This window comes from Streptomyces sp. NPDC088733, assembly GCF_044751185.1.
In the GTDB taxonomy this organism is placed as follows: domain Bacteria; phylum Actinomycetota; class Actinomycetes; order Streptomycetales; family Streptomycetaceae; genus Actinacidiphila.
The window spans coordinates 22,057-47,306 of the sequence record NZ_JBIVLH010000010.1 but is presented as its reverse complement, the minus strand read 5'-3'; the positions used below and the strand labels follow the sequence as shown (position 1 = coordinate 47,306).

Below are 25,250 nucleotides of genomic sequence, written 5' to 3'. Positions count from 1 at the left end.
ATTGGCCAGCCGCCCCGACCTATCGGCCAGAGAAGTCGCTCTCCAGATCGGTCGATCGCTGGCTGCCGTCCACAACATGCGTCGCAAGTTGCGAGACGACCCGAAGACCATCAACAGAGCCGGGGTCTCCCGGCTGACAGCAAGGGATCAGCGATGACCGAACAGTCCCGTTACCTGCCCCGCATCCGCCAGGCCTGGGCCAACACCGACGACTCAGGCGAGCGGCTCGCCGCCGTCGACATGGACCCGCACCGCTTCAAAGCGATTATCGACGGGGCGCAGCGCCCCACCTCGACCGACCTCGCGGTGATCGCGACCGCGTTCGGTGTGACCGTCGACTGGCTCGGTGGCGGACCCGAACCGCGCCTCGGCTTCCGACCGCTGCCACCGCTGCCCAGCGAGACGCCTACCGGCAGCGGGGAGAGCATCGACCTGGCGCGGCAGCTCCGCCGATCGGAGTGGTACCGGCAGGACACCGAACGCCGGGTGCGCTGCCAACGCGAACGCGCCGAGAAGGCCGAGGCAGTGATCGGCGCCATGCGCATCGTCTTCACCCGCGCCAAGAACAGCGGCCACGCCCCGACGCCGGACTACCTGCTGGACTTCCTCGGCAAAGCGCTGGAGATCACCCCGGACGATCAGCCCGCCCGCCTCGCGCTGGAGCTGCACACCGCGCTCGGCCTCCCCGCGCACGAAGGCGTCGAACACCAGGGCCACGACAGCTTCGACGCGTGGTGGACGGAACTCTTGGCCACCGCACGCGCCCTCGCCACCCGCCCGCAGCCGGCGCGCGACGACTGGGCCGAGGACATCGACGACTGGGCCGAGCACCCCGTCATCACCACCGCCCGACGGCGCATCACCGCCGAGCAGGCCGCCGCGATCGCCGACGCGAACGTGCCGCCCGGCACCCACATCACCTCGGCCCTCGTGGCCGACCTCACCAAGGAGAAGTGACCATGACGAACACCGAAGACCGCGACGCCACCGGCCGCGAGAAGGCCTACGCCGCGCTCGTCGGCGCCATCGAGCAGCACGCGAACGACATCAAGACGCTGCTCCCCGACCAGCGGGCGGCCGCGCTTGCCGAGCTGGCGAGGGCGTTCGAGACTGCCGAAGTCGCGATCTTGACGCACCGCATGCGACGCTGAGCACTGTCCGGCGTGCGCGAGCCCCAGGCAGGCTCCGAGTGCACCTCGCCGGATGCGATGCAGGACAGGAAGAAGGGCCCGCCCCGAAGCCCAGGGCGGGCCCTTCGCCGTGTGCGCGGGCTACGGCCGCCAGCCGTCCTCGTAGTCGGGGTGGTCGGCGTACGGCAGGGCCATCAGCTTGAAGACGTCGGCGAACATCAGGTCGCCACCCTCGTCGTGCAGCAGCTCAAACGCGCGTCGCTTCGAGTCGACCTCGGCGAGCACCCGCGCCGGATCCCAGCGGGCAATGTGCTCGGCATCCAGCCACGATGAGGTGGCGATTCCTGCCCGCGCTCCAGGCTTCTGCCCAGCTGTCGAGACCGGGTGCAGCAGATCCCCGAGCCCGTGCAGCGTGCTGCGCCACGGCGTCCACGGCCCGTCAGCAGCCGCATGCGCCACGGCTGCGTCCTCGTCGAGCCGGGCCCGCAGGAACCCCACCAGATCATCCATCGGCCTGCTGCTCCTCACCCTCCGCCGGAGGCCTGCCCTTCAGGTCCGTCCGCCACCCAGGCCGCGTCACCCGATTCCGGAAGTACGGCGCCGCCAGCCGGTAGTCGACCGCATTCGAGCTGCCCACCTTCGAGATCGGCGGAAAGTCCGGGTCCGCCTGGGCGATCTTCGACAGTCGCTGATGCGTGATCCTCTCGACGATCCCCTCAGCGACCAGTCTCCGCGCAAGTTCACGGAACGACACCATGTCCGGCCCTCCTTCGGCCTCGGCCATGGGCACCATCCTGTCTGACCCTGTTGCCACGTGGCAACAAGGTCTGTACTTTGAAGCTGGCAACAAGACGGCCCTCGTCCCGGCGCCTGGCAGCAAACGGGACGAGGGCCAGACCTCCGAAGCCCTGCAAAGACCCACGGAGATCCACGTGAAGGGTACCGACCGCACCACCAGCCAGCCCAGTACCGCGACATGGCCCCCCGCCGTGCCCGACATTCCGCCGGCCGAGCCGGAGCCCCGCCCCGAGCCCACGCCCGAGGCCCGCCGACTGCTCGCCCTCGCCGCCGAGGACTACGCCCAGGCGCAGCACCCCGTCGCGAAGATCCAGTGGATCGAGCAGGGCATCGCCGCCCACGAGGCGCTCCACGCCGCGACCCGACGCATGCAGGCCGACCTGTGAGCGGCCGCTACCCGTACGCCCACACCTGGGACGAGAACGGCATCCAGCGCCAGGCACAGATCCACATGACCGTCAGCGGCCAAGAGACCGTCTGGGACGCCCGGCGCCCCGGAGACCCCGAGCCGTGGCAGTCCCTCGACTACGACACCGTCCGCTTCCGCGACGACGAGATCGACGACGACTACGAGGCGGAGGACGACTGATGGCGTTCCTCGGCTGGCTGCGCGGCGGCAACGACCGCGACCTGGCGAAGCAGCTCGGGGGCGAGTCCGCCTCCGCGAAGGCCGCCCGCGAACGCCGCCACGGCCACCGCAACGGAGGCGCCACCAAGGCCGCCCGCAAGGGCCAGGCCTGGGTGGACAGCGAGTTCGACCGCCTCCGATAACCCCACCGACAGCCGGGCCCGCGGTCAAAATCCCCACGCCGCGGGCCCGGCCTTATGCCCCCGAAAGGACCCGCCATGGAGCGCTTCGTCTACGCCCTCGCCATCGCCGCCAGCATCGCGTCCGGGATCTTCGCCATCGCCTGGAACGCCACCCACTGACCGGAGCCCCCGATGCCCGTCCGCACCGCCCTGATCCTCCTCGCCGCCAGCGCGCTCGCCGCCGTCACCGCGGGCCTCCTGGTGCTGCTCTACGCACCCGAGCTGGCGCTCCTCGTCGGCATCGGCGTGTACCTCGCGGCCGGTCGGATCAGCCGCCAGCTCTGGGGCCTCGGGCTCGCCGTCGCCGCGCTCGTCATCTGGCGCCACCTCACCCGCAAGAACGGAGACCCCCGGTGAAGACCCGCCGCGTCCGCCGCGAACGCCTCGTCCCCCACACCGTCGACGGCCAAGAGGAACTCGTCCGCGAGGCGTACTGGACCGACGCCCCCGTCCCGCCCCGGGACTGGGACCGCATCATCCTCGCCGCGGTCACCGCGATCGCCGCGCTGCTCCTGGGCGTGGCCGTCGTCTGGTCCACCGCCAGCATCGGCGACCTCCTCGCCCGCGTCACCGTCACCCCCGCCGCGTATGCCGCGGCCGTCGCGTTCGACCTCGCGTGGATCGTGTGCATGGCCGTCGAGTGGCTCGCCCGCTACGACCCCGCCGGCGCCCGCCGCCCGCGCATCGCCGGGCACCTCGCCCTCGTCGTTGCCATGGTCGCGGTCGGCACGCACGGCTGGCTCGCCGGGCAGGCCGCGATCGGCGTCATCGGCGCCGCCGTGTCCGGGATCGTCAAGGGCCTGTGGACCGTCGTCCTCAGCCGCCACGCCAAGCCGCTGGACGGGCGGACCCAGCAGTGGGTGGACATCCAGCGCGCACGGGTCGGCGGGCAGCTGGCGATGGTGCCGATCCGCCGGGAGCTGCAACGGGCGCAGGGCGCCGTCGACGCCGAGGCCGCCGCCCTTGGCGCTGCGGATCCGGACCGGAATCCGGACGTGGATCCGCGCGAGTCCGGAGATCCGGACGCCGACGTCGTGCCGATTGCTAACGGCCCCATGACCGTGCGGGACGCCGTCCGGACCGCCCTGGACTGCGGAATCCAGGAGCCGGACGCCGTCCTCCGCTACGTCCACAAGGTCGCCAACGCCAACGCGAAGCAGGAGACCGTCGACCGCTACCTCCGCGGCCTGAGGAGGAGCGGATGACCGCGCTCGGCCTGTTCTTCACCGGCGTCATCGCGTTCGTCGTGGCAGCCCTCAACAGCCGTCCCCTCGGCCGGGCAGCGTCCGGGCTGGCCGGGTTCGGCCTCGGGCTGATCGGCGTGGCCTACGTCCTGTGCGTGGTCCGCCTCGTGGGCTGGGGGCTCGGTGCCTGACGTCGACTGGTGGCGCCTCCCCGCCCCGCCCCCGCCCGCGCCACCTGTGCCGCTCACTCCGCCCGAACCGGAGCCCGTGTACGCCACGTTCCCCCCGGATCCGGACCCGGAGCCCGCATCCGGATCGTGGTGGACCCCGCTCCGCCCCGTCTACAACGGCACCGCCCTCGCCGCTGCCCTCGCCCCGGGGGAGTGGTGGGGCCAGGCCCTCCGCCACGGCCAGGAGCAGGGCCACGCGGCCGGCGCCTGGTTCACCGCCATCGCGCTTGCCGCCTGCGGGGCCGGGATGGTCCACGTCTACCGCGCCTTCACGGTGCGCCGCTGGCTCGCCCGCGTCGCCCTGTTCGCCGCGCTGCTCGGCCTCGTCCTGGCGCTGCCCGTCGTCGCCGCCACCGTCTACCTGATCACCGGAGTTGCCGCATGATCACCACGTCCGCCGCCCTGCTCCAGGGCACCACCGCCATCACCGGCGGCGGCCTCGCCATCGGCGTCTTCCTGCTCTCGCGCGAACTGTGGCTGTGGTGGCGCACCGGGGGAGGAGGCGGCGCAGCACCGGGCGGCAAGGGCAAGGGCGGCCCGCCCGCGGCCGGCGGGGGAGGCGCCCGGAACCCGAAGGCCCTGCTGCCGTTCGCCTCCGGCCTGGCGTTCGGCACGCTCATGGTCGCCTGCCCCGCCGGGCTCCTCGGCAAGCTCGCCGGCCTGCTCCGCGGCATCGGCAACGGTATCGGCGACGGCGTCACCCGCGCCGCGACCGGCCACAACACCGCAACCGTCGCCAACGGATCCGCGCCCGGCCTCGACGGCAACGGCGCGCTCATCGTCGTCGTCGCGATGCTGCTCGTGATCGTCGCGTGGAAGCGCCTCGCCAAGGCCCTGAAGGGCAAGTTCGGCAGCGGGGTGTGGTGCGGCACCCTCCTCGGCATCAGCTCCGGCCTGTTCGCGTTCCTCGGCCAGATGGTCGTCCCCACCGCCAACGACCTCGGCGCCCAGCTCATCGGCTCGATCACGAACGGGAGCTGGGCCGTATGAGCGCGCCGACCACAGCGGAGTGGCTCCGCGCCGCCGCGGGCCGGATCGGCGACGGATCCGCGGTCCTGGCTGGGCGGATCATCCGCCTCGGCGCCAAGGCCGGCCGGGACCGCGCGGCCGGGGTGTCGCGCTGGCTGGGGCAGGGGAGCGGCATCGTTGACACCTGCCTGCGCTGGGGCTTGCTCTACGTCGGCGGCCGGGTGCTGCTCCGCGTCGCCCCGGGCCCGCTGCACCTGGTGGCTGGCGTCTGGCGGGCGATCCCGGGCGCGCCGTGGTGGGCGTGCGGGGTGTGGCTGGTCGCCGCGTACCGCGCGGGCGGCAAGCCGAAGCCGACGACCGCCCAGGCCGACGAAGACCCCGACCCGGACGTCGCCGTCGACCTCGTCCGCCAGCTGCTCGACAACCGGCCCGGCGTGCACCTGTCCGCGGTCCGCGAACGCCTCGCCGCCGAACTCCCGCACCGCACCTGGAGCCAGGCCGACGTGCGCCAGCTGCTGGCCGACGCGGGCGTGCCCGTGCGGCACTCGGTGAAGGTGCGGGGCGTCGGCGTCGCTGTGGGGGTGCACCGGGCGGACCTGCCGCCGCTCCCCTCCCCCGCTACCGAGGAGGTCGGCGAGGAGGTAGAGCAGCAGGTCAGGGCCGCTACCGCTACCGCTACCCCGGTCATCGAGGAGGTCGGGGGAGGGGCTGGGCTGGTCATCAAGCCGCCTGCGGACCGCCGTCAGCCGGTCGGCGAGAGGGGTGCGGCATGATCCGTCGCCTTCTCGCGCGGTTCGCCCCGACGTACTGCGGCAAGTGCGGCTGGTGGGTGGAAGGCTGCCCACACCAGTAGCGACCGTGCAACACTCGAACCGGAGCCCCGCCGAACCCCCCCTGCGGCGGGGCTTCGTCGTGCCACACTGGTGCCGGGCGGCAACGATCCTCGGGAACCTCCCGGGACACCTGGCGGTGACGGCCGCCGCCCCACCGAACGTCTGCCGGGACAAGGCCGGGACCAGGCAACTGGACCCTCCCGCACACACGCCGCGCCCGCCGGGAGCAACGCCGCAGCGGGGCAAGAGGCCCCCGGAGACACAGCGAGGCCCCTTCCGACCGCGAAACGGAAGGGGCCTCGCCCTTTCCACCCGCTACGTCACAGAACCGTCACAACGCCCACAAGCCCCCACACGCCCCGCCACCCTGGGCGCACCCACACGCATCACCACACCGGGGGACAAGCCCATGCGCACCCGCACCATCACCACCGCACTCGCCGCAGCAGCCGCCTTCGCAGCCCTCACGGCCTGCACCACGAACGGCATCACCAACGACAAGCCGGCCGCCGACGACTCCGTCACCGCGGCCTCCGACCCCGGCGGCTCCGGCAACAGCGGGAACGACAAGACGCTCGGCCTGACCCAGACCTCGACCTACGAGAACAAGGTCGCCGTCCAACTTGTCGGGTTCCAGCGGGCCACGTCCTCGGAGTACGCATCCCCCGGCAGCACGCCGTACCTGCGGTTCACCGTGAAGGTCACCAACGGCAGCCGCGAACCCCTCGACCTGAACCTCCTCAACATCACCTGCGCCTACGGCCACGACCTCACCGGCGGAGAGGCCATCTTCGACTCGGACCACGGCCTCAACGGCCCGCCCAACGTCCACCTCCGCCCCGGCCGCTCCGCCAGCATCCTCACCGGCTGCTCGCTCCCCAAGGCCGAGAAGTACGTGCAGATCGAGGTCGCCCCTTCGTTCGAGTCGGAGACCACCGTCTTCGGCGGCGACGTGAAGTAGGCGCGGCCCGGGTTCACTGCACCTAGTTGCAAAACCCGCGATGATGCCCGATCATGGGCCTCACGTCCGGCGTGCCCGGACTCACACGATCACCGAAAGCCCCGGTCGCGCATACCGCCGCCGGGGCTTTCGCGTACCCCGGAGGTGACCATGGCGCGCCCGCCCTACGGCCACTCCGTCGACCCACTCCCCGAAGAAGAACGCGACCAGATCCGCGCACTCCACGCGGCAGGACTCGGCCGCAACGAGATCGCCCGCCAACTCGGCCGCTCCGGCCGCACCATCACCGTCGTCGCCCACGACATGGGCCTCACCTTCGACCGCGCCGCCACCGAGGCCGCAACGAAGGCCCGCATGGCCGACCTCGCCGAGAAGCGCACCATCCTCGCCGAAGCCCTCACCGACGACGCGCTGCGCCTCACCGAACAGCTCTGGCAGCCCACCGTCGTCTTCAACATCGGCGGCAAGGACAACACGTACACCGAGGAGCACGTCGCTCAGCCGCCGGCCGACGCCAAGAAGAACCTCGTCGCCGCAGCCGGCATGGCCATCGACCGCTCCCTGCGCCTCCTCCCGGCAGGCAACGATGACGGCACCGACGCCGCGCGCTCCCTGGTCGGCGAGATCATGTCCGGCCTGAAGGCCATCGCCCGCGAGCAGCACGACAATCCGGTCGCCGCAGACGAGGGGGCGGGTGATGCTCCGTGACCTCGCCATGCCGCTGTCCCCGAAGCAGATCACGAGCATCGTCGAGGCCGAAGACGCCCCGATCGCACTGTGGTCCGGGGCCGTGTCCAGCGGCAAGACGATCGCGAGCCTGATCGCGTTCCTGATCGCGCTCGTCGCAGCACCCGACCAGGGCCTCATCGTGGTCATCGGCCGCACGCTGCAAACGATCGAACGCAACATCATCGACCCGTTGCAGTCGGTCAGCCTGTTCGGGCCGCTCGCCCGGCACGTCCACCACACCACCGGATCGACCACCGCGATCATCCTCGGCCGCACAGTCCACCTGGTCGGCGCATCCGATAGCCGCAGCGAGGGCCGCATCCGAGGCGCCACGATCGCCCTCGCCTACGTCGATGAGGCCACCCTCGTCCCGCAGAGCTTTTGGATGATGCTGCTGTCGCGTCTCCGCGTCGGCAACAAGTCCCGCCTGCTGGCCACAACCAACCCGGACGGACCTTTCCACTGGCTCCGCAAGGACTTCATGGCCCGCGCCGACGAGGTCGGCCTGACGTCCTGGCACTTCACCCTCGACGACAACCCGTCCATGGACCCGGGCGTCGTCAAGCGCCTCAAGGCCCAGTACACCGGCCTGTGGTACCGCCGCTTCATCCTCGGCGAATGGTGCCTGGCCGAAGGCGTCGTCTACGACATGTGGGACGACGAACGCCACGTCGTCGACATCCTCCCCGCGATGCAGCGCTGGACCTGCGTCGGCCTCGACTACGGCACCGTCAACCCGCTGAGCGCACTGCTCATCGGCCACGGCGTCGACAACCGCCTGTACGTCGCCTCCGAGTACCGGCACGACTCCCGCACCGCGCACCGGCAGATGACCGACGCCCAATACAGCCGGGCACTGCAGGACTGGCTCGCCGGCGTCCGGCACTCGGCCGGCACGGGCGCCGACCCGCAGTGGATTTTCGTCGACCCCTCGGCCGCGAGCTTCATGACGCAGCTGTGGTCGGACGGCGTCCCGGGCGTGGCGAAGGCAGACAACTCGGTGCTCGACGGGATCCGGTCCGTGTCGGTGGCGCTGGGCTCCGGCCTGCTGTCCGTGCACCGCTCGTGCGCGGGCCTGATCGGCGAGCTGCCCGCGTATGCGTGGGACGAGACCGCGGCCGCGAAGGGCGACGACAAGCCCTTGAAGATCGACGACCACAGCGTGGACGCCCTCAGGTACGCCCTGCACTCCAGCGCCTACGAGTGGCGCGGCCTGATCCGCACCGACCTGAAGGAGGCGGCGTGACGGTTCGACTCGGCCCGATCCCGGGCTTCCCACGGTGGACAGGCGCCAGCGCCGAAGCCGCCGGGCCAACCCGCGTCCAAGACGGCGCCCTCGTGCTCGACGTCAAAGTCCGGATGACCCGCCGCGCCTACTGGTGGGCGTACTGGCGCATGCTCACGGGGAGGTGGCCGAACGATGCCGCTGCCCGCTGAAGGCACCCCGTGGCCGCCGGTCGCCCCCGAGATCCGCTGCTCCCTCGACGACTGGGCCGCCTGGTACTCCGCGAACCCCGACCGCATCGCCGACCGCTACTACAACCGGCAGACCCACGCCGGACGCTACGGCCAGCCCCGCAACCGCCCCTCGCAGTACCGCGGTGGCATCATCGGCGGCCTCGCCCGTATGTTCTGGGGCGAGCCCACCCCGCTCGGCGAGAAGCGCACCAAGCTGCACGTGCCGCTCGCCGCGGACATCGCCCGCACCAGCTCCGACCTGCTGTTCTCCGAGCCGCCCGCGCTGAAGGTCGAGGACCCCGCGACGCAGGAGCAGCTGGAGGAGATGCTCGCCACCGACCTGCGCCGCACCCTGCTCACCGCAGGCGAGACCGGTGCCGCGCTCGGCGGCGCTTACCTGCGGACCTCGTGGGACCTGGCCATCTCCGACCGGCCGTGGATCTCCACCGTTGCCGGAGACGCCGGCATCCCCGAGTTCCGGTACGGTCGCCTCCTCGCCGTGACGATCACCGACGTCCTCGAAGTTGACGGCCAGACCGTCATCCGGCACCTGGAGCGCCACGAGCGCGGCTGGATCCTCCACGAGGTGTACCGGGGCACCGTCGACAACCTGGGCAAGCCGATCGGCGTCAAGGCGTTCGAGCAGACCCGCGATCTGCTGACCGAGCGGCAGTTGGACGCGCCGGACCGGCTGACGATCTCGTACATGCCGAACACGGTGACCGCGCGGGACTGGCGCGACATCCCCGGCACGGCGGGCCTAGGCCAGTCGGACTACCAGGGCTCCGAGACGCTTCTTGACGCGCTCGACGAGACGTACACCTCGTGGATGCGCGACGTGCGCCTGGCGAAGTCCCGGATCATCGTGCCGGACGGCTACCTGCAGTCCAACGGCCCTGGGCGCGGCGCCTCATGGGAAGACCGCGAGGTCATGGTCGGCATGAACATCCCGCCGACCGAGAGCGGGAAGGGCATCACGCTCAACCAGTTCGAGATCCGGCACGCCGAGCACAAGGCGACCGCCGAGGAACTCCTCGGGAAGATCATTCGCAACGCCGGGTACTCCGGCGGAACCTTCGGCGACGATTCCGACGGGGCCGCGCTGACCGCGACCGAGATCAAGGCCCGCAACGCCCGGTCCATGTCGACGCGCGCGCGGAAGGCTGAACTCGCCGAACCGGCCATCGCCGACATCGTCGAGGCCACCCTCGCCCTATGGGCGTCCAACCTGTTCCCGGGCGCCCCGCCGGTGCAGGTGCAGCGTCCCGAGGTCGTCTTCCAGGACTCGGTGCAGGACGACCTCAAGACCCTCGCCGACACCGCGCTGGCGCTCCGGCAGGCCGAGGCCGCGTCCACGGAGACCCTGGTCGCCCTCGTCCACCCCGACTGGGACGAGAAGGGCCAGAAGGCCGAGGTCGCCCGGATCACGAAGGAATCCGGGCGCGCGGTCGAGGACCCGACGACGATCGGCGACCGCGCCGGCCAGGCCGAACCCGATACGGGAGGTACCGGCGGTGGCGGTTTCCCCGGGTGATGCCGAGCACCTCGCCGCGGCGGTGGCCGCAGAGTTCGGCGTCGCGGAGCAGACCGTCATCGAGCTGCTGCGCGACATGCTCACCCCCGGCATCACCCGGCCCGGATGGGCACGCGCCCGCACCGCCGCCTCGGGCCTGCTGCGCCGCTCCCTGCAACGCCTCATCCCCGGCCTCCGGCAGCGCGCGGCCGCGGCCGCCGAGCACGCGGTCACCGAAGCCCACCGCATCGGCGACCGCGCCGCCCGCGCCGAACTCGACGAGCACCACCTGCCGCCCGGCCCCGACGACCTCGACACCACGCCCGCCGACCGGCTTATCCGCGCCCTGGACGAGGACTTCGAGCCCGCATACGCCCGGATCCTCCGCCAGCCCCAGGACGTCTACCGCGACGTCATCGCCCGCGCCTCCGCCGGCGTCCTCGAAGGGCAGATCACCCGCCGCCAGGCCGCGCAGCGCGCGCTGGACGACTTCGCGAACCGCGGGGTCAGCGGCTTCGTCGACTCCCGCGGCCGGAACTGGGAGCTGACCGCCTACATCGCGATGGCCGTCCGCACCGCGTGCGGCCGCGCCGCCGTCCAGGCCCACGCCGACCGGCTCGCCGCCGCCGGCCACCAGCTGGTCTACGTCGGCGCGCCGGGCGGGTCGTGCCCGCTGTGCGCGCCGTGGGAGGGCAAGGTGCTTGCCCTGGCGGGCCCGCCCGGCGCCCGGGACATTCGGCTGCCGCACGCAACCCGCGCGCTGCATACGGTCACCGTGCACGTTGCAGGCTCCCTGATGGAGGCCCGTGCGGTCGGGTTCCAGCACGCCAACTGCCGACACGGCATCAGCCTCTACCTGCCGGGCGTGACCGAACTGCCGACCGCCCCGCCCGGCGCGTACCGCTACGAGGACCTGCAGCAGCAGCGCTACCTGGAGCGGCAGGTCCGCCGGTGGAAGCGCCGCGAACTGGCCGCGATGGACAACGAGGGTCGTGCGGCCGCCCGGCTGCGGATCCGCGGCTACCAGGCGCAGCTCCGCGAGCTGACCCGGGAGACCGGGCAGCGCCGCAAGCCCGAGCGCGAGCAGATCGACTACGCGCACTGAGACTTCCGGCCCGCCAGGCGCGGGCCGGGGACCTACGGCACCCGCCAGGCGCGGGGCCACCCCCAGTCGTCCGCCAGGTGCGGGCGCAGCACGCCCGGGAGGGCACCCATGAGCAGGAAGCACCTCGCCCGCTACGGCGGCCCGCACGCGTCCGCGCGTCGGGACATCGTCTGGTCGCACCCCTACGGCCACGGCCCTTTCTCCCCGTACCTGTACGCGGACGGCGGGGACGACGGCGGCTCCGGATCCGGCAGCGACGACGGAGCGGGCGACGGCAGCGGAGGAGACGACGCGGGCAGCGACGCAGGCACCGGCGGGACTGGTGACAGCGGCGGCCAGCAGAGCGACTTCGGCAAGGGCGACGACCACACCGCGACCATCAAGCGGCTGGAGAAGGATCTTGCCGACGCCCGTAAGGACGCCGCGAAGTCCCGGACCGCCGCGAAGCAGCAGGCCGCCGACGAAGCCGTCGCATCGCTCACCGAGAAGATCGGCAAGGCCCTCGGCCTCGTCAAGGAGGACGGCCCCCCGGACCCCGCCAAGCTCGTCGAGCAGATCACCGCGCAGGCCGGAACCATCGCCGAGCGGGACTCGACGATCCAGGGCCTCAACGTCGAACTCGCCGTGTGGGCCCGAGCCGACAAGGCCGGAGCCCGCGCCGGGGCGCTCCTCGACTCTCGCGCGTTCGTCAAGGCCATCGCAGGCCTCGACCCGGCCGCGTCCGGATTCACCAAGGCCCTCGACGACGCCATCAAGGACGCCGTCAAGACCAACCCCGCCTACGGAACGCAGACCGCCGGCAGGTCCGGCGGCGACCAGGGCGGCGGCTCCGGCGAAGGCAAGACCAAGCAGCGCCCCACCTCACTCAGCGCCGCGGTACGCGGCACCTTCAACACCTAACAGCAGGAGGCCCACCGTGCCCGTCACGCTCGCACAGGCGCAGGTCAACACCCAGACCGACATCGACTTCGCCGTCATCGACAACCTCCGCCGCTACAGCTGGCTGCTGGACCAGATCGTCTTCGACGACACCGTCAGCCCCGGCACCGGCGGCGGCACGCTGACGTACGGGTACGTGCGGCTGACCGCGGCGCGCTCCGCGCAGTTCCGCGCGCTGAACACCGAGTACACCCCGTCGCAGGCAACCCGCACGCCGTACTCGGTGCAGCTCAAGCCGCTGGGTGGCGCGTTCACCGTGGACCGAGTCCTGGCCCGGCTGGGTTCGGCCGCGTCGAACGAGATCTCGTTCCAGATGCAGCAGCTCCTCACCGCCACGCGGACGAAGTTCCAGGACGAGCTGATCAACGGCGACACCGCAGTCGACGCGAACGGCTACGACGGCCTCGACAAGAGCCTCACCGGCCAGCCCACCGAGTTCGTGCCGCTCAGCGAGGGCGTCACCTCGGGCATCCTCGACTGGACCCGCGGCACCATCGACACGCAGGCCGAGGCCATGGCCCAGCTCGACATCGTCGACGACTGGCTGTCGCGGATCGTGCCGTCCCACACCGGTGGCGGCGACCAGGGCATGCCCGGCGCGCTCCCGCCCGGTGTGAAGGCCATCCTCGGCAACACCAAGAGCATCACGCGCCTGCGCGCGCTCGCCCGCTGGGCCGGGATCTACACCCAGACCAAGGACGACCTCGGCCGCGAGATCGAGACGTACGGGCCGTGGGTGCTCCAGGACCTCGGTGACAACGCCATGGGCGCCGCGCCGATCATCCCCAACGAGACCCGTACCCACGGCGGCTCCGCCGACTCGGGTACCTCGACGAACCTCACCGACATCTACGCCGCGTCGTTCGGCCTGGACGCCCTGCACGGCGCTTCTGTCGCGGGCAACCCGCTGGTGCAGACCTGGATGCCGGACTTCTCGCAGTCCGGCGCCGCGAAGGAAGGCGAGATCGAGATGGGCCCCGCCGCGATGGTCCTGCGGAACGTCAGGGCGTGTGGCGCCCTGCGCAACGTAAAGGTCGGCTGACCATGACCGACTTCACCGTTACCGCTCCGGTCGCCGGGTTCAACGGCGAGTCGTGCGGCGTCGCCTTCAAGAACGGCACCGGCCGCGTCACGGACGGGACGAACGAGGGGCGGGCAGCGCTGGACTACTTCCGGCGCCGCGGCTACACCGTCTCCGCCGACACCGAGGACGAGCCCTCGCAGGACCCCGAGGCGCAGCAGGGAGACGACACCCCGCCGCCCCCGCCCGCCGACGGCCCCTACGACCCGTCCAAGCACAACGCCGACGAGGTCATCGCGCACCTCGACGCCCTCGACACCGAGGACCCGGACGCCAAGGCCGAGTTCGACCGCATCATCGCCGCCGAGCGCGCCGGCAAGAACCGCAAGACCATCACCGACAAGGAGGCGGGCGCATGACGCTCGGCAGCTACACCCGCAACGTGCGCGATGCGCTCGCGCACTACAACCTGTCCGACCCGGCCAGCCCGGACACGTTCTTCCGCCGCAACCTGCCGCGCACTGGCCTGTACGACTCGGCTGGCGACACCGGGCAGGTCGCGCTCGCCACGGGCGTGATGACCAGCGTGCCGGTCTACCTGCACGCCGGGGATGTCGTCACCAACATCAGCGTCCGCTCGGGTGCGACGGCCGCGGACACCCCGACGAACTACTGGTTCGCGCTGTACAGCAAGGACCCGACCCCGGCGCTGCTCGGGCAGACCGCGGACCAGACGTCGACCGCGTGGGCCGCGAACACCACGAAGACCCTCGCGCTGGCCTCGCCGAAGACCATCGTCGAGTCCGGCGTGTACTGGGTCGGGATCATGGTGAAGGCCACCGCGACCCCGACGCTGCTGGGCTGCATCGCCGCTCCGGCGATCGCGACCGGGGAGCGGAACCTGTCCCAGTCCGGTCCGGCGTCGTCGTTGACAGCGACGGCTCCGGCGACGATCGCGGCCACGCCGACCGCGAAGCAGTTCGTGCCGTACGTGGTGATCACCTGATGTCGGCGGTCGTAGGCGTAGACGGGACCAGCCAGCCAGTTTGGCGTCTCAACCTGTCGGTGCTCTTCGAGGACGCGGAGCCGAACACAACGGCCGAGTTCGCCGCAGACCTGACGATGGTCGGCCCGGCGGCCGTGCACGAGTCGTCGGCGGCGTCGGTCGAGGACTTCATGGGCATGGTCGCGCAGGCCATCAACGAGATCCCGGGGCGTGCGTGTTACGTGACGCTCGACAAGGTCTCGCTGCTCAACACGTCGGTCTTCGCGACCTAAGGAGGGTACGACCATGGCACTCAACAACCCCGGCATCTCCATCGCCATCAGCGGCGAGCTCACCAACGCGCTCGCGCTCGCCACCGCGGACGTCCCCCTCAACGTGAAGCGGGCGATGCAGCTCGCCTCGGGCACGGGCGCGGGGAAGGCCGACAGGATCTACCACGGCCGACGGACCCTCGCGGCGTCGGCGACGGAAGATCTCGACCTCGCGGGCGTCCTGGTCGACGCCTTCGGGACGGCGATCACCTTCGCCCGCATCAAGGCCCTCCTGATCGCCGCGGCGACGGCGAACACCAACAACGTCGTCGTCGGCGCGGCCAGCTCGAACCAGTGGGCCACGTTCCTCAACACCACGGGCACGATGACCCTCCGCCCCGGGGCGTTCGTCGGCGTGGGTACGGGCGCGGCGGACGCGACCGGCTACGGGGTGACGGCCTCGACGGGCGACCTGCTGAAGGTGGCCAACAGCGCGGGGTCGACGTCGGTGCAGTACGACATCGTCCTCATCGGCGCGAGCGTGTAGGGGGCACCGTGGCGAACATCGTCTTCAACATCGCCCTCGGCCGGCTGGCGTACTACGCCGGCCTTCCCGCCACGAACGACGCACTGGTCATGGTGCCGATCGAGACGTCCGGCATCGTCGCCGACTCCGTCATGCGGGACTACGACGACCTGGGCACGCTCCTCGCGGGCGCGTCCAACGAGCAGACGACCATGGGCCGTAAGACCCTGGCGTCGGTCACCTCGGCGGTCGACGACACCAACGACCGGTGGAACATCGACTGTGCGGACGTCACGTGGACAGCCGCGACGGGCAACGCCATCTCGGCGGTGGTCATCTGCTACGACCCGGACACCACGACCGGCACCGATGCGGACCTGGTCCCGCTGACGAAGCACGACGTGAGCATGACGCCGGACGGGTCGGACTTCACGCTGACGATCAGCGACTTCGTGCGCATCTCGTCCGCATCCTGACCCACCGGGAGGCGTCGTGGCACGGATGTGGACCTGCGGCTTCGAGCTGCAGACCGCGACCGCCGACATCGAGTGGCAGATCACCAACGGCAACGCCGCGATCAACACGTCGGTACACCGGGCCGGGGCGGCCTCACTGCGGGTCGCCCCGTCCGGAGCCACGTCGTACATCGAGCACCAGTTCACCGGCGGCACGGTCATGCGGACCATGCACCGCTTCTACCTCCGCATCGCAGCCCTCCCGGCCGCTGCGACGAACATCTACGGGATCGGCCAGAACGCCTACTTCCCCGGCCTCATCCGCCTCAACACCAACGGCACGCTGATCCTCCGAGACGGCGAGAGCAACACGGATCTCGGCTCCGCCACCTCCGCGCTCAACCTGAACCAGTGGTACCGGATCGAGGCCGACTTCGACGACGTCTCCGGCACGCTCACGGCCGGTGTCTCCGCGTTCAAGTTGTACATCGACGGCGCCCTGGTCAGCTCCGTCATGTGCACCAACATCAACGGCTTCTCCCGCATCCGCGCAGGCGCACTCAACAGCGCGACGACGCTCGACCTCTACTACGACGACATCGCCGTCAACGACACCACGGGGTCCGTGCAGAACGGCCTTCCGGGGCCGGGCTCGGTTGTGCACCTCCAGCCGGCCGGGCAGGGCGACAACAACGGCTTCGCCACTGTTGTTGGCGGCACCGCGGGGGCCGCGAACAACTTCACGCGCGTCAACGAGATCACTCCCAACGACGCGACCAGCTACAACGCGACCACGGTGACGGGCACGACGACGATCGACGACTTCATCGTGTCCTCGCCGACCACCGCGGGGATCGGCGCCTCGGACACCATCACCCTCGTCTCCGTGGGGGTTCGCGTCGGTTCCACGGCGACGACCGCGGCAAGCATCGTCACCCGCCTCAAGGGCCAGTCCAGCGGCACGACGACGGAGTCCGCGTCGACCAGCGTCGCCGTATCCGGCTGGGCGACGAACAAGAGCGCCGTACCGAAGCTCTACGGGATCACCGCGTACACGAACCCGCAGACCTCTGCGGCATGGACCCGGTCCGCGCTGGCCACCGCGCAGATCGGATACCGCTCCAACGTCTCCCAGTCGACGACCCGCCGCATCAGCACGCTGTGGGCGCTCGTCGAGTTCATCCCCGTCACCTCGGCCGCCCTCGGCACCGCGGCCGAGACCGACACCGGCCAGGCCGCAGGACGCACCAAGGCCAAGGCGCCCACTGCGTCGGCCGAGACGGACAGCGGCCAGGCACTGGCCCGCCGCAAGACGCGCGCCGCCGCACCCGCGGCGGAGACCAACGCGGCGCAGCCGCTGGGACGCCGCAAGACCCTGGCGCTCGGCACAGCGTCCGAGACCAGCACCGCCCTGGCCCCCAACCGGACGCGCGCCCGCGCCCTGGCCCCCGCCGGCGAGACGGACGCTGGGCAAGCTCTCGGGCACACGCGGGCCAGCCCGCTCCCTGCGCCCGCCGAGACCGACAGCGGGCAGGCCCTGGCCCGCATCAAGCGCAAGACGCTCCCGACGCCCCTGGCTGGCGAGACGGCCCAGCCGCTCATCGCGCGGAAGACGCTGGCCCTCGGGCAGGCGACCGAGGCCAGCACGGCCCAGGCCGTCGGCCGGCACGGGAGCGTGGCACTCACGCCTGCGGGCGAGAGCGCCGCGGCGCAACCGGTGGGCCGAGTCAAGAGGCTCGTGCTCACGCCTGCCAGTGAGACCAGCACGGCCCAGCTGCTGGCCCCGGCTTCCGGACTGCGCCTCACCGAAGAGGTCAGTACGGCCCGCCCGTTGGGCCGCGTGAAGACCCGTGCGCTGGGGGCCGCAGTCGAGCGCGGCACGGCGCTGACGCTGCCCCCGGCCTCGGGGCTGGCCGCAGCGGAAGTGACCAGCGCAGCGCGGCCGATGGGCCAGGCGAAGGCCTCCCTGCTGGGCTCGGCGCAGGTAGCGGACGCGGCCACGCCGCTCACCGGGGCCAAGCACGCGCCGCTGGGGGCAGCCGCCGAGACGACCACCGCCGCCCCGCTGAGCATCCGCAAGCGCACCGACCTGGCGCGGACGTCGGAGACCGCGACCGCACGCCCCCTGATCGGGGCCAAGGCGCAGCCGCTCTCTGCGGCCGTCGAGACCACGCAGGCGCTCGGTCTGACGCCGATCTCCGCCGGTGCGCTCACGCCCGCAGGCGAGACCGCGACCGCGCAGGCCACCGGAAGCCGCAAGACGAAGCCCCAGGGCGCCGCAGCGACCACCGAGACCGCACTCCCGCTGGCACGCCGCAAGACAGTCGCGCTGGGGACGGCGGCCGAACTCAGCAGCGGACGGCAACCGGCCCCGGCCAAGCAGGCCGCCATCACCGCAGCTATCGAAACGGCCACGGCACAGCGCCTCCTCATCCCGGGCACCGCGGCACCCGCCGAGGAAACCTCCACCGCACGGCCCCTGACCGGGGGCAAGCGGGCGAGCCTGCCCAGGGTCGACAGCTTCGACGAGGCCCGGCAGTTCGGCCGGCACGCCACCCGCCAGCTCGGGCGCGCCACCCAGTCCGACACCGCCCTCCCGGCCGGACGGCGGAAGACCAGCACACTGGCGGCCGCCGGGGCGTCGGCCCTGGTCCGGCCGCTGGCCGCAGGCAAGGCGCGGCTGCTGGGCGTCGCGCTGGAGACGGACCGGGCCCTGATCGGTCCGGCCATCCGCCTCACCTGGGCAGTCGACCACGCCGAGGCACAGGCACTGGCAGGCCACCGCCAACGGTTCGCCGACCGCCTTGATGCCACCGCGTCCGGGCCCACGCTGACCACCAGCGCGGCCGGCCCGGCCCTGGCGCCCGACACCACCGACCCGGTACTGACCGCGGCTACGGCCGGGCCGGGGCTGACCTCGTCCACCAGCGGGCCGCACCCCACGGCCACGACGACCTCTGGAGGCTGACGATGCCCGACGTGGGAGACCTGGCCGCCGCACGCCTGGCCGTGAACCCGGCCGACGGCACTACCGCGGCGACGCTGCTGGTGACCCGCCCGGACGGCACCACGGCCTCGCCGGTGGTCACCGGCGCGGACGGCGGCGCCACGTGGACGGCCCCGGTGACGTACACGCTGGCCGGGGTATGGGTCCTCGACTGGACCGTCACGGGGACCGGTGCCGGCCGCGAGATCCAGCGCGTGGCCGTGGCACCGGGGATCGTCGTGGAGACCGGCCGGGTGTACGCGAACAGCACCCAGCTGGCGAACTACCTGGGGGCCGCGCCGCCCTTGGACGCGGATCGGCTGCTGGCCCGCGCCTCGGAGATGCTGGACGCCGAGGTGCTGCTGACCGCGGTGTACGACACGGACGACGACGGGATGCCCACCGACCCTCAGGTCGCGGCCGCGTTCGCCCTCGCGGCCTGCGCGCAGGTGGAGTTCTGGGGCGAGGTCGGCGAGGACACCGACACCGCCGGGCCGATCCAGGGCGTCAGTATCGGGTCGGCTCAGATCCAGTACGGCGCGGGCGACAACCGCGTCAGCCCCACCACCTCGGGCGCGCGCGTCTACCGCGCGTTCGCGGTCCTGCCCGCGGACAAGTTCCGGCAGGGCGTGGCCACCGGCTCCTGCGGGTGGCGGTGATGGGCCGCCTCCCGCGCCGCTTCATGCGGCACGAGGTCACCGTCGAGCCCTACCTCGGTGACGGCTCCCACGGCCCCCTCTACGGCCCGCCCGTTGTCGTGCGGTGCTTCCTGGAAGAGCGCACCCGGATGGTCCGGAACGCCGAGGGCCGCGAGGTCACCTCGTCGAGCACCTTCTACAGCGACCTCGGCGAAACCTGCCCGCCCGAATCCCGCGTCACCCTCCCCGGCGCCCGGCAGACCACCGTCATCGCCGCGCTCCGCCACGACGGCGGGGGCCTGCCCACCCCCGACCACCTCGAAGTCCAGCTCACGTAGGAGGCCGCGATGGTGCAGCGCGTGACGATGCAGTGGGAGGGCCGCCGGCTGTGGTTCGGGCGGGGGCAGCAGGCTGCATCGCGCGGTCTGCGGGACGCTCTGGAGCACACGCTCGGCAAGTCTAAGGAAATTGTCCCCTTGGACGAGGGGACGCTGATGAACAGCGGGCGGGTCGTGGTCGATGGGCTCGACGGAACGATTGTCTACGACAGCGTTTATGCGAGGCGCCAGCACGAGGAGCTGACGTGGAGACACGCGCCGGGCCGTTCCGCGAAGTACCTCGAAATTCCTTTCCGGAATGAAAGGGAAGCGATGCTCCGCATCATGGCCATTCCCCTGAGAGCCCTCTTCCGTAGCTGACTTGCTCCGCAAGCCCCCGGCATTCCATGTCGGGGCCTTTTGCATGCCTGGAAGGGGTGACCGGTGGGCTACACAAGCGACCTCGTTGCGGGTCTCGCGCAGCTCCTCGACGACGCGGGCATCGGCGCGTACCGCCCGAACGGGCCGCCCTTCACGGTAGGCGACACGGCGATCGTGCTGGGCAACATGCCTGCCGCACCGGACCGGGTGATCTGCCTCAACCCCTACCCGGTCGAGGACACCGGAATGCCGGAGACCATCACCGCCGTGCAATTCCGCATTCGCTGCGGCGCGGATCCAACCGACGTCCTTGACCTCGCCGACGCGGTATTCGACGCGCTCGACAACCGCTCGCGTTTCACCCTCGGCACGGTCCCCGTGGACCTGGCCTGGAGGTTCTCGCAGCTCCCCTGGGGCGCTGACACGGTCGGCCGCGAGGAACTCACCGCGAATTACTACCTCCGGACCATCCGGTCCCAGACCCACGCTCACGAATAGGAGACGGGTATGTCCACACCCACGGAGACCGCACTCGCCCGCCGGTGGCGCCTCGACGTCAACATGGGCACGTCCGGCTCGCCGGACTACCAGCTGTGCCCCGCCATCACGAACTTCCAGTGGGAGGCCCCGCCCAACCACGAGGACAGCAGCACCTACGACGACGGTGGGTGGGCCGACAACGAGAAGACCGGCCAGGCCTGGTCCGTGACGGCGACGTTCAACCGCAAGGCGTCCCCGGACTCCACCACCTACAGCCCCGTCCACGAGGAGCTTCGCGCCGCCGCGTTCGGCTTCGGCGACGAGGCCCGCGTCGACATCCGCTTCTACGACCGCGACGGGCTCCCCGAGGCGTACCAGGGCTACGCGCTGGTCACCTGGGCGCCGTCCGGCGGCGAGCGCACCGCCCTGGACCAGGTCGAGGTCACCCTCACCGGCAAGGGCCCCCTCAACATGATCACGAACCCGGTGACGCCGTAGTGGCCCGCTTCGAAGCTCTCGAAGAGCTCTTCGACGACAGCCTGGAACTCCCCGTCCAGGGCAAGACCTACCGGATCCCGTCGCCGTCCGCCGAGGACGGCCTGAAGATCCAGAAGATCGCCAATCTGGCACTGCGCCTCCACGCAGGCGGCGAAGTCCCCGACGACACCCAGTTCCTCGACGACGACGAGGAACGCGACTTCATCGAACGCTGCCTCGGCACCGCGTACGCCGAGATGGCCGCCAACAACGTCGACTGGGCATGGGTCCGACACGCGGGCATGACCGCCATGCTGTGGATCACCCAGGGCGTCGACACCGCCCGGAACTTCTGGGCCGCGGCAGGCCACCCGGAAGGGAAGGCCCCGAATCGGGCAGCGCGCCGCGCCAAGGCCAAGAAGAGTGGATCGGCCAAGGCGAGCGCGACCCCGCGACGGGGCTCTACGAGTGGTACGAGCGGCCGCCCGGCTACCAAGAGCGCCCCGCGGGCCGCGACGGCCTGACGTGGGCCGCGCTGCTGGAGCAGTGGCCGCTCATCGAGGCAGACCTCCACCAGACCTACGGGCTGGACATGGGGACGCCGGGACTGCTCCAGCAGCGCACCTGGCCCTGGCTCCGCACCCGGATCCTCGGCCTGCTCTCCACTGACAGCCGCACCAACCGGCACTTCACGCCCGAACCCAAGCGAGGAGGCCGGTAGCCATGGCCCTGTCCGTCGGCGAGCTCGTCGCGCACATCAACGCGGACCCCTCCGGCATGACCAGCGGCCTGGCCCGCGCCGAACTCGCTATGCGCGGCTTCCAGGTCGACACCGAAGGCCGCCTGCGGACGCTCGACGGACGGTTCGCGGCGGCAGGCGCTGCCGCTGCGCACGGCTTCGGCCAAGTCGGGCAGTCGGCACGCTCCGCGGGCCGCCACGTCCAGCAGGCTGATCGTGACAGCAACCGGCTGCGCTCCGCCCTGAGCAGCGTCGGCAGCGCCGCCGGTGCTCTGGGCGCGGTAGCAGGGCAGGCAGGGCTCATCGCGGCGAAGCTCGGCGCGGCGATCCCCATCGCGGCCGGCCTGGCTGCCGCTCTGGTCAACATCGCACCGGCGGCCGCGGTCGGCGCCTCGGCGGTGTTCGCACTGGGTTCGGCTCTGGCCGCGCTCAAGGTCGGCACCAGCGGGGTGGGAGCGGCCCTGTCCGCGGTGTTCACCGGTGGAGGCGGCGGGGGAGGAGGCGGCGGCGGCGGGGGGGCCACCGGCGCGGCCAAGCAGCACGCCAACGCGCTGCGCGCCGTCAAGGACGCCACCCAGCAGGCCGCCCTCGCCAACGAGCGCGCGGCGCGGCAGGTCGAGGACGCCGAACGCAACCTCGCCGACGCCCAGAAGGCCGCCAAGCGCGCGCAGGAGCAGCTCACGCAGGCCCGCGAGGACGCCACCCGCGAGCTGGAGGACATGAACAACAGCCTCGACGACGCGAGGCTGAACCAGCGGCAGGACGTCCTCGACCTCCACGACGCGGAGAAGGAGCTCGCCCGGGTCCGCGCCATGGGCGCCGAGGCGTCCGCCGACGAGATCGAGGCCGCCCAGCTCGGCTACGACAAGGCCGTCGAGGCCCTGGACCAGCAGCAGACCGAGACCAAGCGCCTGGAGCAGGACACCGCCAAGGCCAACGCCGCGGGCGTCGAGGGCTCCAAGACGTACACCGACGCGCAGCAGGACGTCGCCGACGCCCAGCGCGACGTCGCGGACGCCGTCCGAGCGCTGAAGGACGCGCAGAAAGAGCAGGCGAGGACGGCCGCGGAGGGCCTGGAGAACATCAAGCGGGCCAACGAGGCCCTCAACGACTCCGCCGGCGGCGCGGCGGGCGGCGGGGGCGGCGTCAACGCGCTCGCCGAGGCGCTGGCGAAGCTGTCGCCGGAGGCCCGCAAGTTCGTCGAGGAGATCATCCGGTTGAAGCCGGCACTCGACGCGCTGAAGCTGAAGGTCCAGGACGCCCTGTTCAAGGGCCTCGCGGGCGAGCTGCGGTCCACAGCGACCGTCGTCCTGCCGATCCTGGAGAAGAACCTCGTCAGCTCCGCGTCCGCGCTGAACGACATGGCCAAGGGCGTCGGCTCCGCCGCCCGGCAGCTGGCGTCCAACGGCACGCTCGGGCAGGCCCTGGCGTCCGCGTCGGCCGGCCTGCACAACCTGTCGGGCATCCCCGGGATCGCCCTCAAGTCGTTCACGCAGTTCGCCGCGGCGGCCGGCCCGTCCTTCGAGCGGTTGACGTCGGCGCTGGGCGAGGGCGCGGCGCGCCTCGGCGACCGACTGAGCAAGAGCTTCGAGTCGGGCCGGATGCAGAAGTCGATCGAGCGCGCCATCGACCTCATCGGCCAGCTCGTGTCCGTCGGCCTGAACGTGGGCCGCATCATCGGCAGCATCTTCGACGCGGCCGACGAGACCGGCGGGTCGTTCCTGAACACCCTGCAGAAGATCACCGGCCAGTTGGCCGACACCTTCGCCTCCAAGCCCGTGCAGGACGCGCTCCGCGCCCTGTTCAGCGTCTTCTCGAAGCTCGCCACGACCGCGGCGCCGCTGCTGTCGCGGGCACTGTCGGCGATCGCCCCGATCTTCACCCGGCTCGGACCGCCCGTCGAGCGGCTGATCACCCAACTCGGCAAGGCCCTGGGCCCCGTCATCGACGTCATCGGCGACGTCCTGGTCGAGACCGCGGACGCGGTCGGCGACCTGCTCGACGCGGTGTCGCCGCTGCTGCCCGTGCTGGGCGATCTGCTGGTTGCGATCCTGCAGCCGCTGGCGCCGGTCATGAAGAAGATCGGCGACGTGTTCGCCCGCAGCGCACCCTTGATCAAGAAGTGGGGCGACACCCTGGGCACCGTCTGGGTGCCGGTCTTCGAGGCGCTCGGCCAGGTCATCATCGACCTCGTCGACAAGTACGGCGACAAGCTCATCGAGCAGATCCCGCAGTGGATGGATGCGTTCATCAAGCTGACCCCGGTCGCGCTGCAGCTGTCGGACTCCATGGCCGAACTGCTCCTACAACTCGCCCCGCTCCTGCCGGACATCCTGCTGCTCAGCACCACCGTCACCGAGGAGCTGCTGCCAGCCCTGCTGCCGCTCCTGCCGCCTCTAGTCAAGATCACGGTGGCGTTCCTGCAGCTGCAGACGGCCATCGCCACCAAGGTGATCGGGGCTGTCCAGGAGCTCGTCGACTGGTTCAAGGAGATGAAGGAGAAGTTCCGCCCCGCGAAGCAGGCAGTTGACGACGTCGTCGGCTGGATCTCCCGCAAGTTCGAGTGGCTCGCCGACCACCTCGTCGGCCACTCCGTGATCCCCGACATGATCAACAAGATCGTGTGGTGGTTCGCGGGCCTCCCGAAGAGGGCGTTCGACGCGCTGGCCTCGCTCGGCTCGCGGATCGCGGGGCGCGCTGCGGCCGCCGGCACGTCCATGGTCAACGCGATCAAGTCCCGCCTCGACTCCGCCGTCGCCTGGATCCGTGGCCTGCCCAGTCGGGCCAGCAGCGCCCTGTCCAACCTGGGCGGCGTCCTCTACCGCTCAGGACAGTCCCTGATCCGCGGGTTCATCAACGGCATGGCGTCGATGTGGTCCGGCGTCACCAGCACCGCGAGCAGCCTCATGCGCGCGGCCCGCGACTACTTCCCGTTCAGCCCTGCCAAGAAGGGCCCCTTCTCCGGCCGCGGCTGGGTCTCCTACTCCGGCGAATCCATCGGCAAGACCCTCGCTGCGAGCCTGGCCCAGCAGCAGGGCCGCGTCGGGGGCGCCGCGTCCGCGCTCATGGCCGCTGCACAGCAGGGCCTTGCCGCGGACGGCACCCCGATGGGCAACCTCACCGCCTCCCCGGCTGCGGCCGGCGCGCCGGGCTATGGCCCAGGCGGCAGCACTGCGGGCGCCGGCCGGTCGGGCAAGCCCCCGCGGATGATCGTTGAATTCCGCGGCGGTCAGGACAAGTTCACCCAGTTCGTCAAGGAGCTCGTCCGCGTCGACTTCGGCGGCGATGTTCAATCCGCTTTCGGGCAGTAGGAG

General features: G+C 71.5%; 34 protein-coding genes. 32 read left to right on the top strand and 2 right to left on the bottom strand.

What is annotated here, in order from left to right:
- The first annotated feature begins 153 nt into the window (after nt 1-153).
- Together ACIP64_RS19705 and ACIP64_RS19700 are read left to right on the top strand one after the other, a co-directional pair.
- A complete protein-coding gene (locus ACIP64_RS19705) occupies nt 154-957 on the top strand; it encodes a hypothetical protein (RefSeq protein ID WP_401588177.1) in 804 nt (267 codons plus the stop codon).
- 2 nt (nt 958-959) lie between these two features.
- The gene (locus tag ACIP64_RS19700) at nt 960-1,151 is read left to right on the top strand and encodes a hypothetical protein (RefSeq protein ID WP_401588175.1); all 192 of its coding nucleotides are present in this window, start codon (nt 960-962) and stop codon (nt 1,149-1,151) included.
- Nucleotides 1,152-1,271: 120 nt separating this feature from the next.
- Here the strand turns inward: ACIP64_RS19700 and ACIP64_RS19695 are convergent, their stop codons facing one another.
- Together ACIP64_RS19695 and ACIP64_RS19690 are read right to left on the bottom strand one after the other, a co-directional pair.
- Nucleotides 1,272-1,640: a DUF6221 family protein gene (locus ACIP64_RS19695; RefSeq protein ID WP_401588172.1), complete on the bottom strand. Its 369-nt coding sequence runs from the start codon at nt 1,638-1,640 to the stop codon at nt 1,272-1,274.
- On the bottom strand, nt 1,633-1,914 hold the full coding sequence (locus ACIP64_RS19690; RefSeq protein ID WP_401588169.1) for a hypothetical protein: 282 nt from the start codon (nt 1,912-1,914) through the stop codon (nt 1,633-1,635). Before ACIP64_RS19690 ends, ACIP64_RS19695 begins: the two co-directional genes overlap by 8 nt.
- Nucleotides 1,915-2,062: 148 nt before the next feature.
- On the opposite strand from ACIP64_RS19690, the gene ACIP64_RS19685 reads away from it, so the two are divergent.
- The 30 genes from ACIP64_RS19685 (at nt 2,063) to ACIP64_RS19540 (ending at nt 25,247) form a co-directional block, all read left to right on the top strand.
- A complete protein-coding gene (locus ACIP64_RS19685) occupies nt 2,063-2,314 on the top strand; it encodes a hypothetical protein (protein ID WP_401588166.1) in 252 nt (83 codons plus the stop codon).
- Complete coding sequence (locus ACIP64_RS19680; RefSeq protein ID WP_401588164.1) at nt 2,311-2,517, top strand: hypothetical protein; 207 nt, start codon at nt 2,311-2,313, stop codon at nt 2,515-2,517. Before ACIP64_RS19685 ends, ACIP64_RS19680 begins: the two co-directional genes overlap by 4 nt.
- Nucleotides 2,517-2,699: a hypothetical protein gene (locus ACIP64_RS19675; RefSeq protein WP_401588162.1), complete on the top strand. Its 183-nt coding sequence runs from the start codon at nt 2,517-2,519 to the stop codon at nt 2,697-2,699. The genes ACIP64_RS19680 and ACIP64_RS19675 overlap by 1 nt, the downstream gene beginning before the upstream one ends.
- A gap of 171 nt (nt 2,700-2,870) precedes the next feature.
- On the top strand, nt 2,871-3,095 hold the full coding sequence (locus ACIP64_RS19670; protein ID WP_401588159.1) for a hypothetical protein: 225 nt from the start codon (nt 2,871-2,873) through the stop codon (nt 3,093-3,095).
- Nucleotides 3,092-3,943: a protein transporter Sec31 gene (locus ACIP64_RS19665; RefSeq protein WP_401588156.1), complete on the top strand. Its 852-nt coding sequence runs from the start codon at nt 3,092-3,094 to the stop codon at nt 3,941-3,943. The genes ACIP64_RS19670 and ACIP64_RS19665 overlap by 4 nt, the downstream gene beginning before the upstream one ends.
- Entirely contained in the window at nt 3,940-4,113 is a 174-nt protein-coding gene (locus ACIP64_RS19660) for a hypothetical protein (RefSeq protein WP_401588154.1), read from the top strand. Before ACIP64_RS19665 ends, ACIP64_RS19660 begins: the two co-directional genes overlap by 4 nt.
- Before the next feature lie 76 nt (nt 4,114-4,189).
- Nucleotides 4,190-4,537 carry a hypothetical protein gene (locus ACIP64_RS19655; protein ID WP_401588152.1) on the top strand — a complete coding sequence of 116 codons (348 nt, stop codon included), beginning with the start codon at nt 4,190-4,192 and terminating at the stop codon, nt 4,535-4,537.
- Complete coding sequence (locus ACIP64_RS19650; protein ID WP_401588149.1) at nt 4,534-5,142, top strand: hypothetical protein; 609 nt, start codon at nt 4,534-4,536, stop codon at nt 5,140-5,142. The genes ACIP64_RS19655 and ACIP64_RS19650 overlap by 4 nt, the downstream gene beginning before the upstream one ends.
- The gene (locus ACIP64_RS19645) at nt 5,139-5,894 is read left to right on the top strand and encodes a hypothetical protein (RefSeq protein ID WP_401588147.1); all 756 of its coding nucleotides are present in this window, start codon (nt 5,139-5,141) and stop codon (nt 5,892-5,894) included. The genes ACIP64_RS19650 and ACIP64_RS19645 overlap by 4 nt, the downstream gene beginning before the upstream one ends.
- Before the next feature lie 469 nt (nt 5,895-6,363).
- Nucleotides 6,364-6,915: a hypothetical protein gene (locus ACIP64_RS19640; RefSeq protein ID WP_401588144.1), complete on the top strand. Its 552-nt coding sequence runs from the start codon at nt 6,364-6,366 to the stop codon at nt 6,913-6,915.
- A gap of 150 nt (nt 6,916-7,065) precedes the next feature.
- Entirely contained in the window at nt 7,066-7,623 is a 558-nt protein-coding gene (locus tag ACIP64_RS19635; protein WP_401588141.1) for a helix-turn-helix domain-containing protein, read from the top strand.
- Nucleotides 7,613-8,890 carry a PBSX family phage terminase large subunit gene (locus tag ACIP64_RS19630; protein WP_401588139.1) on the top strand — a complete coding sequence of 426 codons (1,278 nt, stop codon included), beginning with the start codon at nt 7,613-7,615 and terminating at the stop codon, nt 8,888-8,890. Before ACIP64_RS19635 ends, ACIP64_RS19630 begins: the two co-directional genes overlap by 11 nt.
- A 174-nt stretch (nt 8,891-9,064) precedes the next feature.
- A complete protein-coding gene (locus ACIP64_RS19625) occupies nt 9,065-10,636 on the top strand; it encodes a phage portal protein (protein ID WP_401588136.1) in 1,572 nt (523 codons plus the stop codon).
- On the top strand, nt 10,617-11,720 hold the full coding sequence (locus ACIP64_RS19620; RefSeq protein ID WP_401588133.1) for a phage minor capsid protein: 1,104 nt from the start codon (nt 10,617-10,619) through the stop codon (nt 11,718-11,720). The genes ACIP64_RS19625 and ACIP64_RS19620 overlap by 20 nt, the downstream gene beginning before the upstream one ends.
- Before the next feature lie 108 nt (nt 11,721-11,828).
- Nucleotides 11,829-12,620 carry a hypothetical protein gene (locus tag ACIP64_RS19615; RefSeq protein WP_401588131.1) on the top strand — a complete coding sequence of 264 codons (792 nt, stop codon included), beginning with the start codon at nt 11,829-11,831 and terminating at the stop codon, nt 12,618-12,620.
- Nucleotides 12,621-12,636: 16 nt separating this feature from the next.
- Nucleotides 12,637-13,701 (top strand): major capsid protein, encoded by a 1,065-nt coding sequence (locus ACIP64_RS19610; RefSeq protein ID WP_401588128.1) that lies wholly within the window; start codon nt 12,637-12,639, stop codon nt 13,699-13,701.
- A gap of 2 nt (nt 13,702-13,703) precedes the next feature.
- Nucleotides 13,704-14,099 carry a hypothetical protein gene (locus tag ACIP64_RS19605; RefSeq protein WP_401588126.1) on the top strand — a complete coding sequence of 132 codons (396 nt, stop codon included), beginning with the start codon at nt 13,704-13,706 and terminating at the stop codon, nt 14,097-14,099.
- Nucleotides 14,096-14,686, top strand: a complete 591-nt coding sequence (locus ACIP64_RS19600) for a hypothetical protein (protein WP_401588123.1) — start codon at nt 14,096-14,098, stop codon at nt 14,684-14,686. Before ACIP64_RS19605 ends, ACIP64_RS19600 begins: the two co-directional genes overlap by 4 nt.
- Nucleotides 14,686-14,958, top strand: coding sequence for a hypothetical protein (locus ACIP64_RS19595; RefSeq protein ID WP_401588121.1), 273 nt, complete (start codon nt 14,686-14,688; stop codon nt 14,956-14,958). The genes ACIP64_RS19600 and ACIP64_RS19595 overlap by 1 nt, the downstream gene beginning before the upstream one ends.
- Nucleotides 14,959-14,971: 13 nt before the next feature.
- Nucleotides 14,972-15,484, top strand: coding sequence for a hypothetical protein (locus ACIP64_RS19590; protein ID WP_401588119.1), 513 nt, complete (start codon nt 14,972-14,974; stop codon nt 15,482-15,484).
- Nucleotides 15,485-15,492: 8 nt separating this feature from the next.
- Entirely contained in the window at nt 15,493-15,939 is a 447-nt protein-coding gene (locus tag ACIP64_RS19585) for a hypothetical protein (RefSeq protein ID WP_401588117.1), read from the top strand.
- Nucleotides 15,940-15,964: 25 nt separating this feature from the next.
- On the top strand, nt 15,965-18,886 hold the full coding sequence (locus ACIP64_RS19580) for a hypothetical protein (protein WP_401588853.1): 2,922 nt from the start codon (nt 15,965-15,967) through the stop codon (nt 18,884-18,886).
- A 2-nt stretch (nt 18,887-18,888) separates the two neighbouring features.
- Nucleotides 18,889-19,563 (top strand): hypothetical protein, encoded by a 675-nt coding sequence (locus ACIP64_RS19575; RefSeq protein ID WP_401588114.1) that lies wholly within the window; start codon nt 18,889-18,891, stop codon nt 19,561-19,563.
- Nucleotides 19,563-19,880: a hypothetical protein gene (locus ACIP64_RS19570; RefSeq protein WP_401588112.1), complete on the top strand. Its 318-nt coding sequence runs from the start codon at nt 19,563-19,565 to the stop codon at nt 19,878-19,880. The genes ACIP64_RS19575 and ACIP64_RS19570 overlap by 1 nt, the downstream gene beginning before the upstream one ends.
- Before the next feature lie 9 nt (nt 19,881-19,889).
- Nucleotides 19,890-20,240, top strand: coding sequence for a minor capsid protein (locus tag ACIP64_RS19565; RefSeq protein ID WP_401588109.1), 351 nt, complete (start codon nt 19,890-19,892; stop codon nt 20,238-20,240).
- A gap of 63 nt (nt 20,241-20,303) precedes the next feature.
- The gene (locus tag ACIP64_RS19560) at nt 20,304-20,738 is read left to right on the top strand and encodes a minor capsid protein (RefSeq protein ID WP_401588106.1); all 435 of its coding nucleotides are present in this window, start codon (nt 20,304-20,306) and stop codon (nt 20,736-20,738) included.
- Nucleotides 20,739-20,747: 9 nt separating this feature from the next.
- Entirely contained in the window at nt 20,748-21,218 is a 471-nt protein-coding gene (locus ACIP64_RS19555) for a phage tail tube protein (RefSeq protein WP_401588103.1), read from the top strand.
- Nucleotides 21,218-21,721 (top strand): hypothetical protein, encoded by a 504-nt coding sequence (locus ACIP64_RS19550; RefSeq protein ID WP_401588100.1) that lies wholly within the window; start codon nt 21,218-21,220, stop codon nt 21,719-21,721. Before ACIP64_RS19555 ends, ACIP64_RS19550 begins: the two co-directional genes overlap by 1 nt.
- A gap of 68 nt (nt 21,722-21,789) precedes the next feature.
- Entirely contained in the window at nt 21,790-21,918 is a 129-nt protein-coding gene (locus ACIP64_RS19545; protein ID WP_401588098.1) for a hypothetical protein, read from the top strand.
- Nucleotides 21,919-21,920: 2 nt separating this feature from the next.
- Nucleotides 21,921-25,247, top strand: coding sequence for a hypothetical protein (locus ACIP64_RS19540; RefSeq protein WP_401588096.1), 3,327 nt, complete (start codon nt 21,921-21,923; stop codon nt 25,245-25,247).
- Nucleotides 25,248-25,250 lie beyond the last annotated feature (3 nt).

Excerpts from the sequence above, each read along its gene's own strand:
- ACIP64_RS19705 (WP_401588177.1), top strand. The coding sequence starts at position 154 with ATGACCGAACAGTCCCGTTACCTGCCCCGCATCCGCCAGGCCTGGGCC.
- ACIP64_RS19700 (WP_401588175.1), top strand. The coding sequence starts at position 960 with ATGACGAACACCGAAGACCGCGACGCCACCGGCCGCGAGAAGGCCTAC.
- ACIP64_RS19695 (WP_401588172.1), bottom strand. The coding sequence starts at position 1,640 with ATGGATGATCTGGTGGGGTTCCTGCGGGCCCGGCTCGACGAGGACGCA.
- ACIP64_RS19690 (WP_401588169.1), bottom strand. The coding sequence starts at position 1,914 with ATGGCCGAGGCCGAAGGAGGGCCGGACATGGTGTCGTTCCGTGAACTT.
- ACIP64_RS19675 (WP_401588162.1), top strand. The coding sequence starts at position 2,517 with ATGGCGTTCCTCGGCTGGCTGCGCGGCGGCAACGACCGCGACCTGGCG.
- ACIP64_RS19670 (WP_401588159.1), top strand. The coding sequence starts at position 2,871 with ATGCCCGTCCGCACCGCCCTGATCCTCCTCGCCGCCAGCGCGCTCGCC.
- ACIP64_RS19660 (WP_401588154.1), top strand. The coding sequence starts at position 3,940 with ATGACCGCGCTCGGCCTGTTCTTCACCGGCGTCATCGCGTTCGTCGTG.
- ACIP64_RS19650 (WP_401588149.1), top strand. The coding sequence starts at position 4,534 with ATGATCACCACGTCCGCCGCCCTGCTCCAGGGCACCACCGCCATCACC.
- ACIP64_RS19645 (WP_401588147.1), top strand. The coding sequence starts at position 5,139 with ATGAGCGCGCCGACCACAGCGGAGTGGCTCCGCGCCGCCGCGGGCCGG.
- ACIP64_RS19640 (WP_401588144.1), top strand. The coding sequence starts at position 6,364 with ATGCGCACCCGCACCATCACCACCGCACTCGCCGCAGCAGCCGCCTTC.
- ACIP64_RS19635 (WP_401588141.1), top strand. The coding sequence starts at position 7,066 with ATGGCGCGCCCGCCCTACGGCCACTCCGTCGACCCACTCCCCGAAGAA.
- ACIP64_RS19630 (WP_401588139.1), top strand. The coding sequence starts at position 7,613 with ATGCTCCGTGACCTCGCCATGCCGCTGTCCCCGAAGCAGATCACGAGC.
- ACIP64_RS19625 (WP_401588136.1), top strand. The coding sequence starts at position 9,065 with ATGCCGCTGCCCGCTGAAGGCACCCCGTGGCCGCCGGTCGCCCCCGAG.
- ACIP64_RS19615 (WP_401588131.1), top strand. The coding sequence starts at position 11,829 with ATGAGCAGGAAGCACCTCGCCCGCTACGGCGGCCCGCACGCGTCCGCG.
- ACIP64_RS19605 (WP_401588126.1), top strand. The coding sequence starts at position 13,704 with ATGACCGACTTCACCGTTACCGCTCCGGTCGCCGGGTTCAACGGCGAG.
- ACIP64_RS19600 (WP_401588123.1), top strand. The coding sequence starts at position 14,096 with ATGACGCTCGGCAGCTACACCCGCAACGTGCGCGATGCGCTCGCGCAC.
- ACIP64_RS19595 (WP_401588121.1), top strand. The coding sequence starts at position 14,686 with ATGTCGGCGGTCGTAGGCGTAGACGGGACCAGCCAGCCAGTTTGGCGT.
- ACIP64_RS19590 (WP_401588119.1), top strand. The coding sequence starts at position 14,972 with ATGGCACTCAACAACCCCGGCATCTCCATCGCCATCAGCGGCGAGCTC.
- ACIP64_RS19580 (WP_401588853.1), top strand. The coding sequence starts at position 15,965 with ATGTGGACCTGCGGCTTCGAGCTGCAGACCGCGACCGCCGACATCGAG.
- ACIP64_RS19575 (WP_401588114.1), top strand. The coding sequence starts at position 18,889 with ATGCCCGACGTGGGAGACCTGGCCGCCGCACGCCTGGCCGTGAACCCG.
- ACIP64_RS19570 (WP_401588112.1), top strand. The coding sequence starts at position 19,563 with ATGGGCCGCCTCCCGCGCCGCTTCATGCGGCACGAGGTCACCGTCGAG.
- ACIP64_RS19565 (WP_401588109.1), top strand. The coding sequence starts at position 19,890 with ATGGTGCAGCGCGTGACGATGCAGTGGGAGGGCCGCCGGCTGTGGTTC.
- ACIP64_RS19555 (WP_401588103.1), top strand. The coding sequence starts at position 20,748 with ATGTCCACACCCACGGAGACCGCACTCGCCCGCCGGTGGCGCCTCGAC.
- ACIP64_RS19545 (WP_401588098.1), top strand. The coding sequence starts at position 21,790 with ATGGGGACGCCGGGACTGCTCCAGCAGCGCACCTGGCCCTGGCTCCGC.
- ACIP64_RS19540 (WP_401588096.1), top strand. The coding sequence starts at position 21,921 with ATGGCCCTGTCCGTCGGCGAGCTCGTCGCGCACATCAACGCGGACCCC.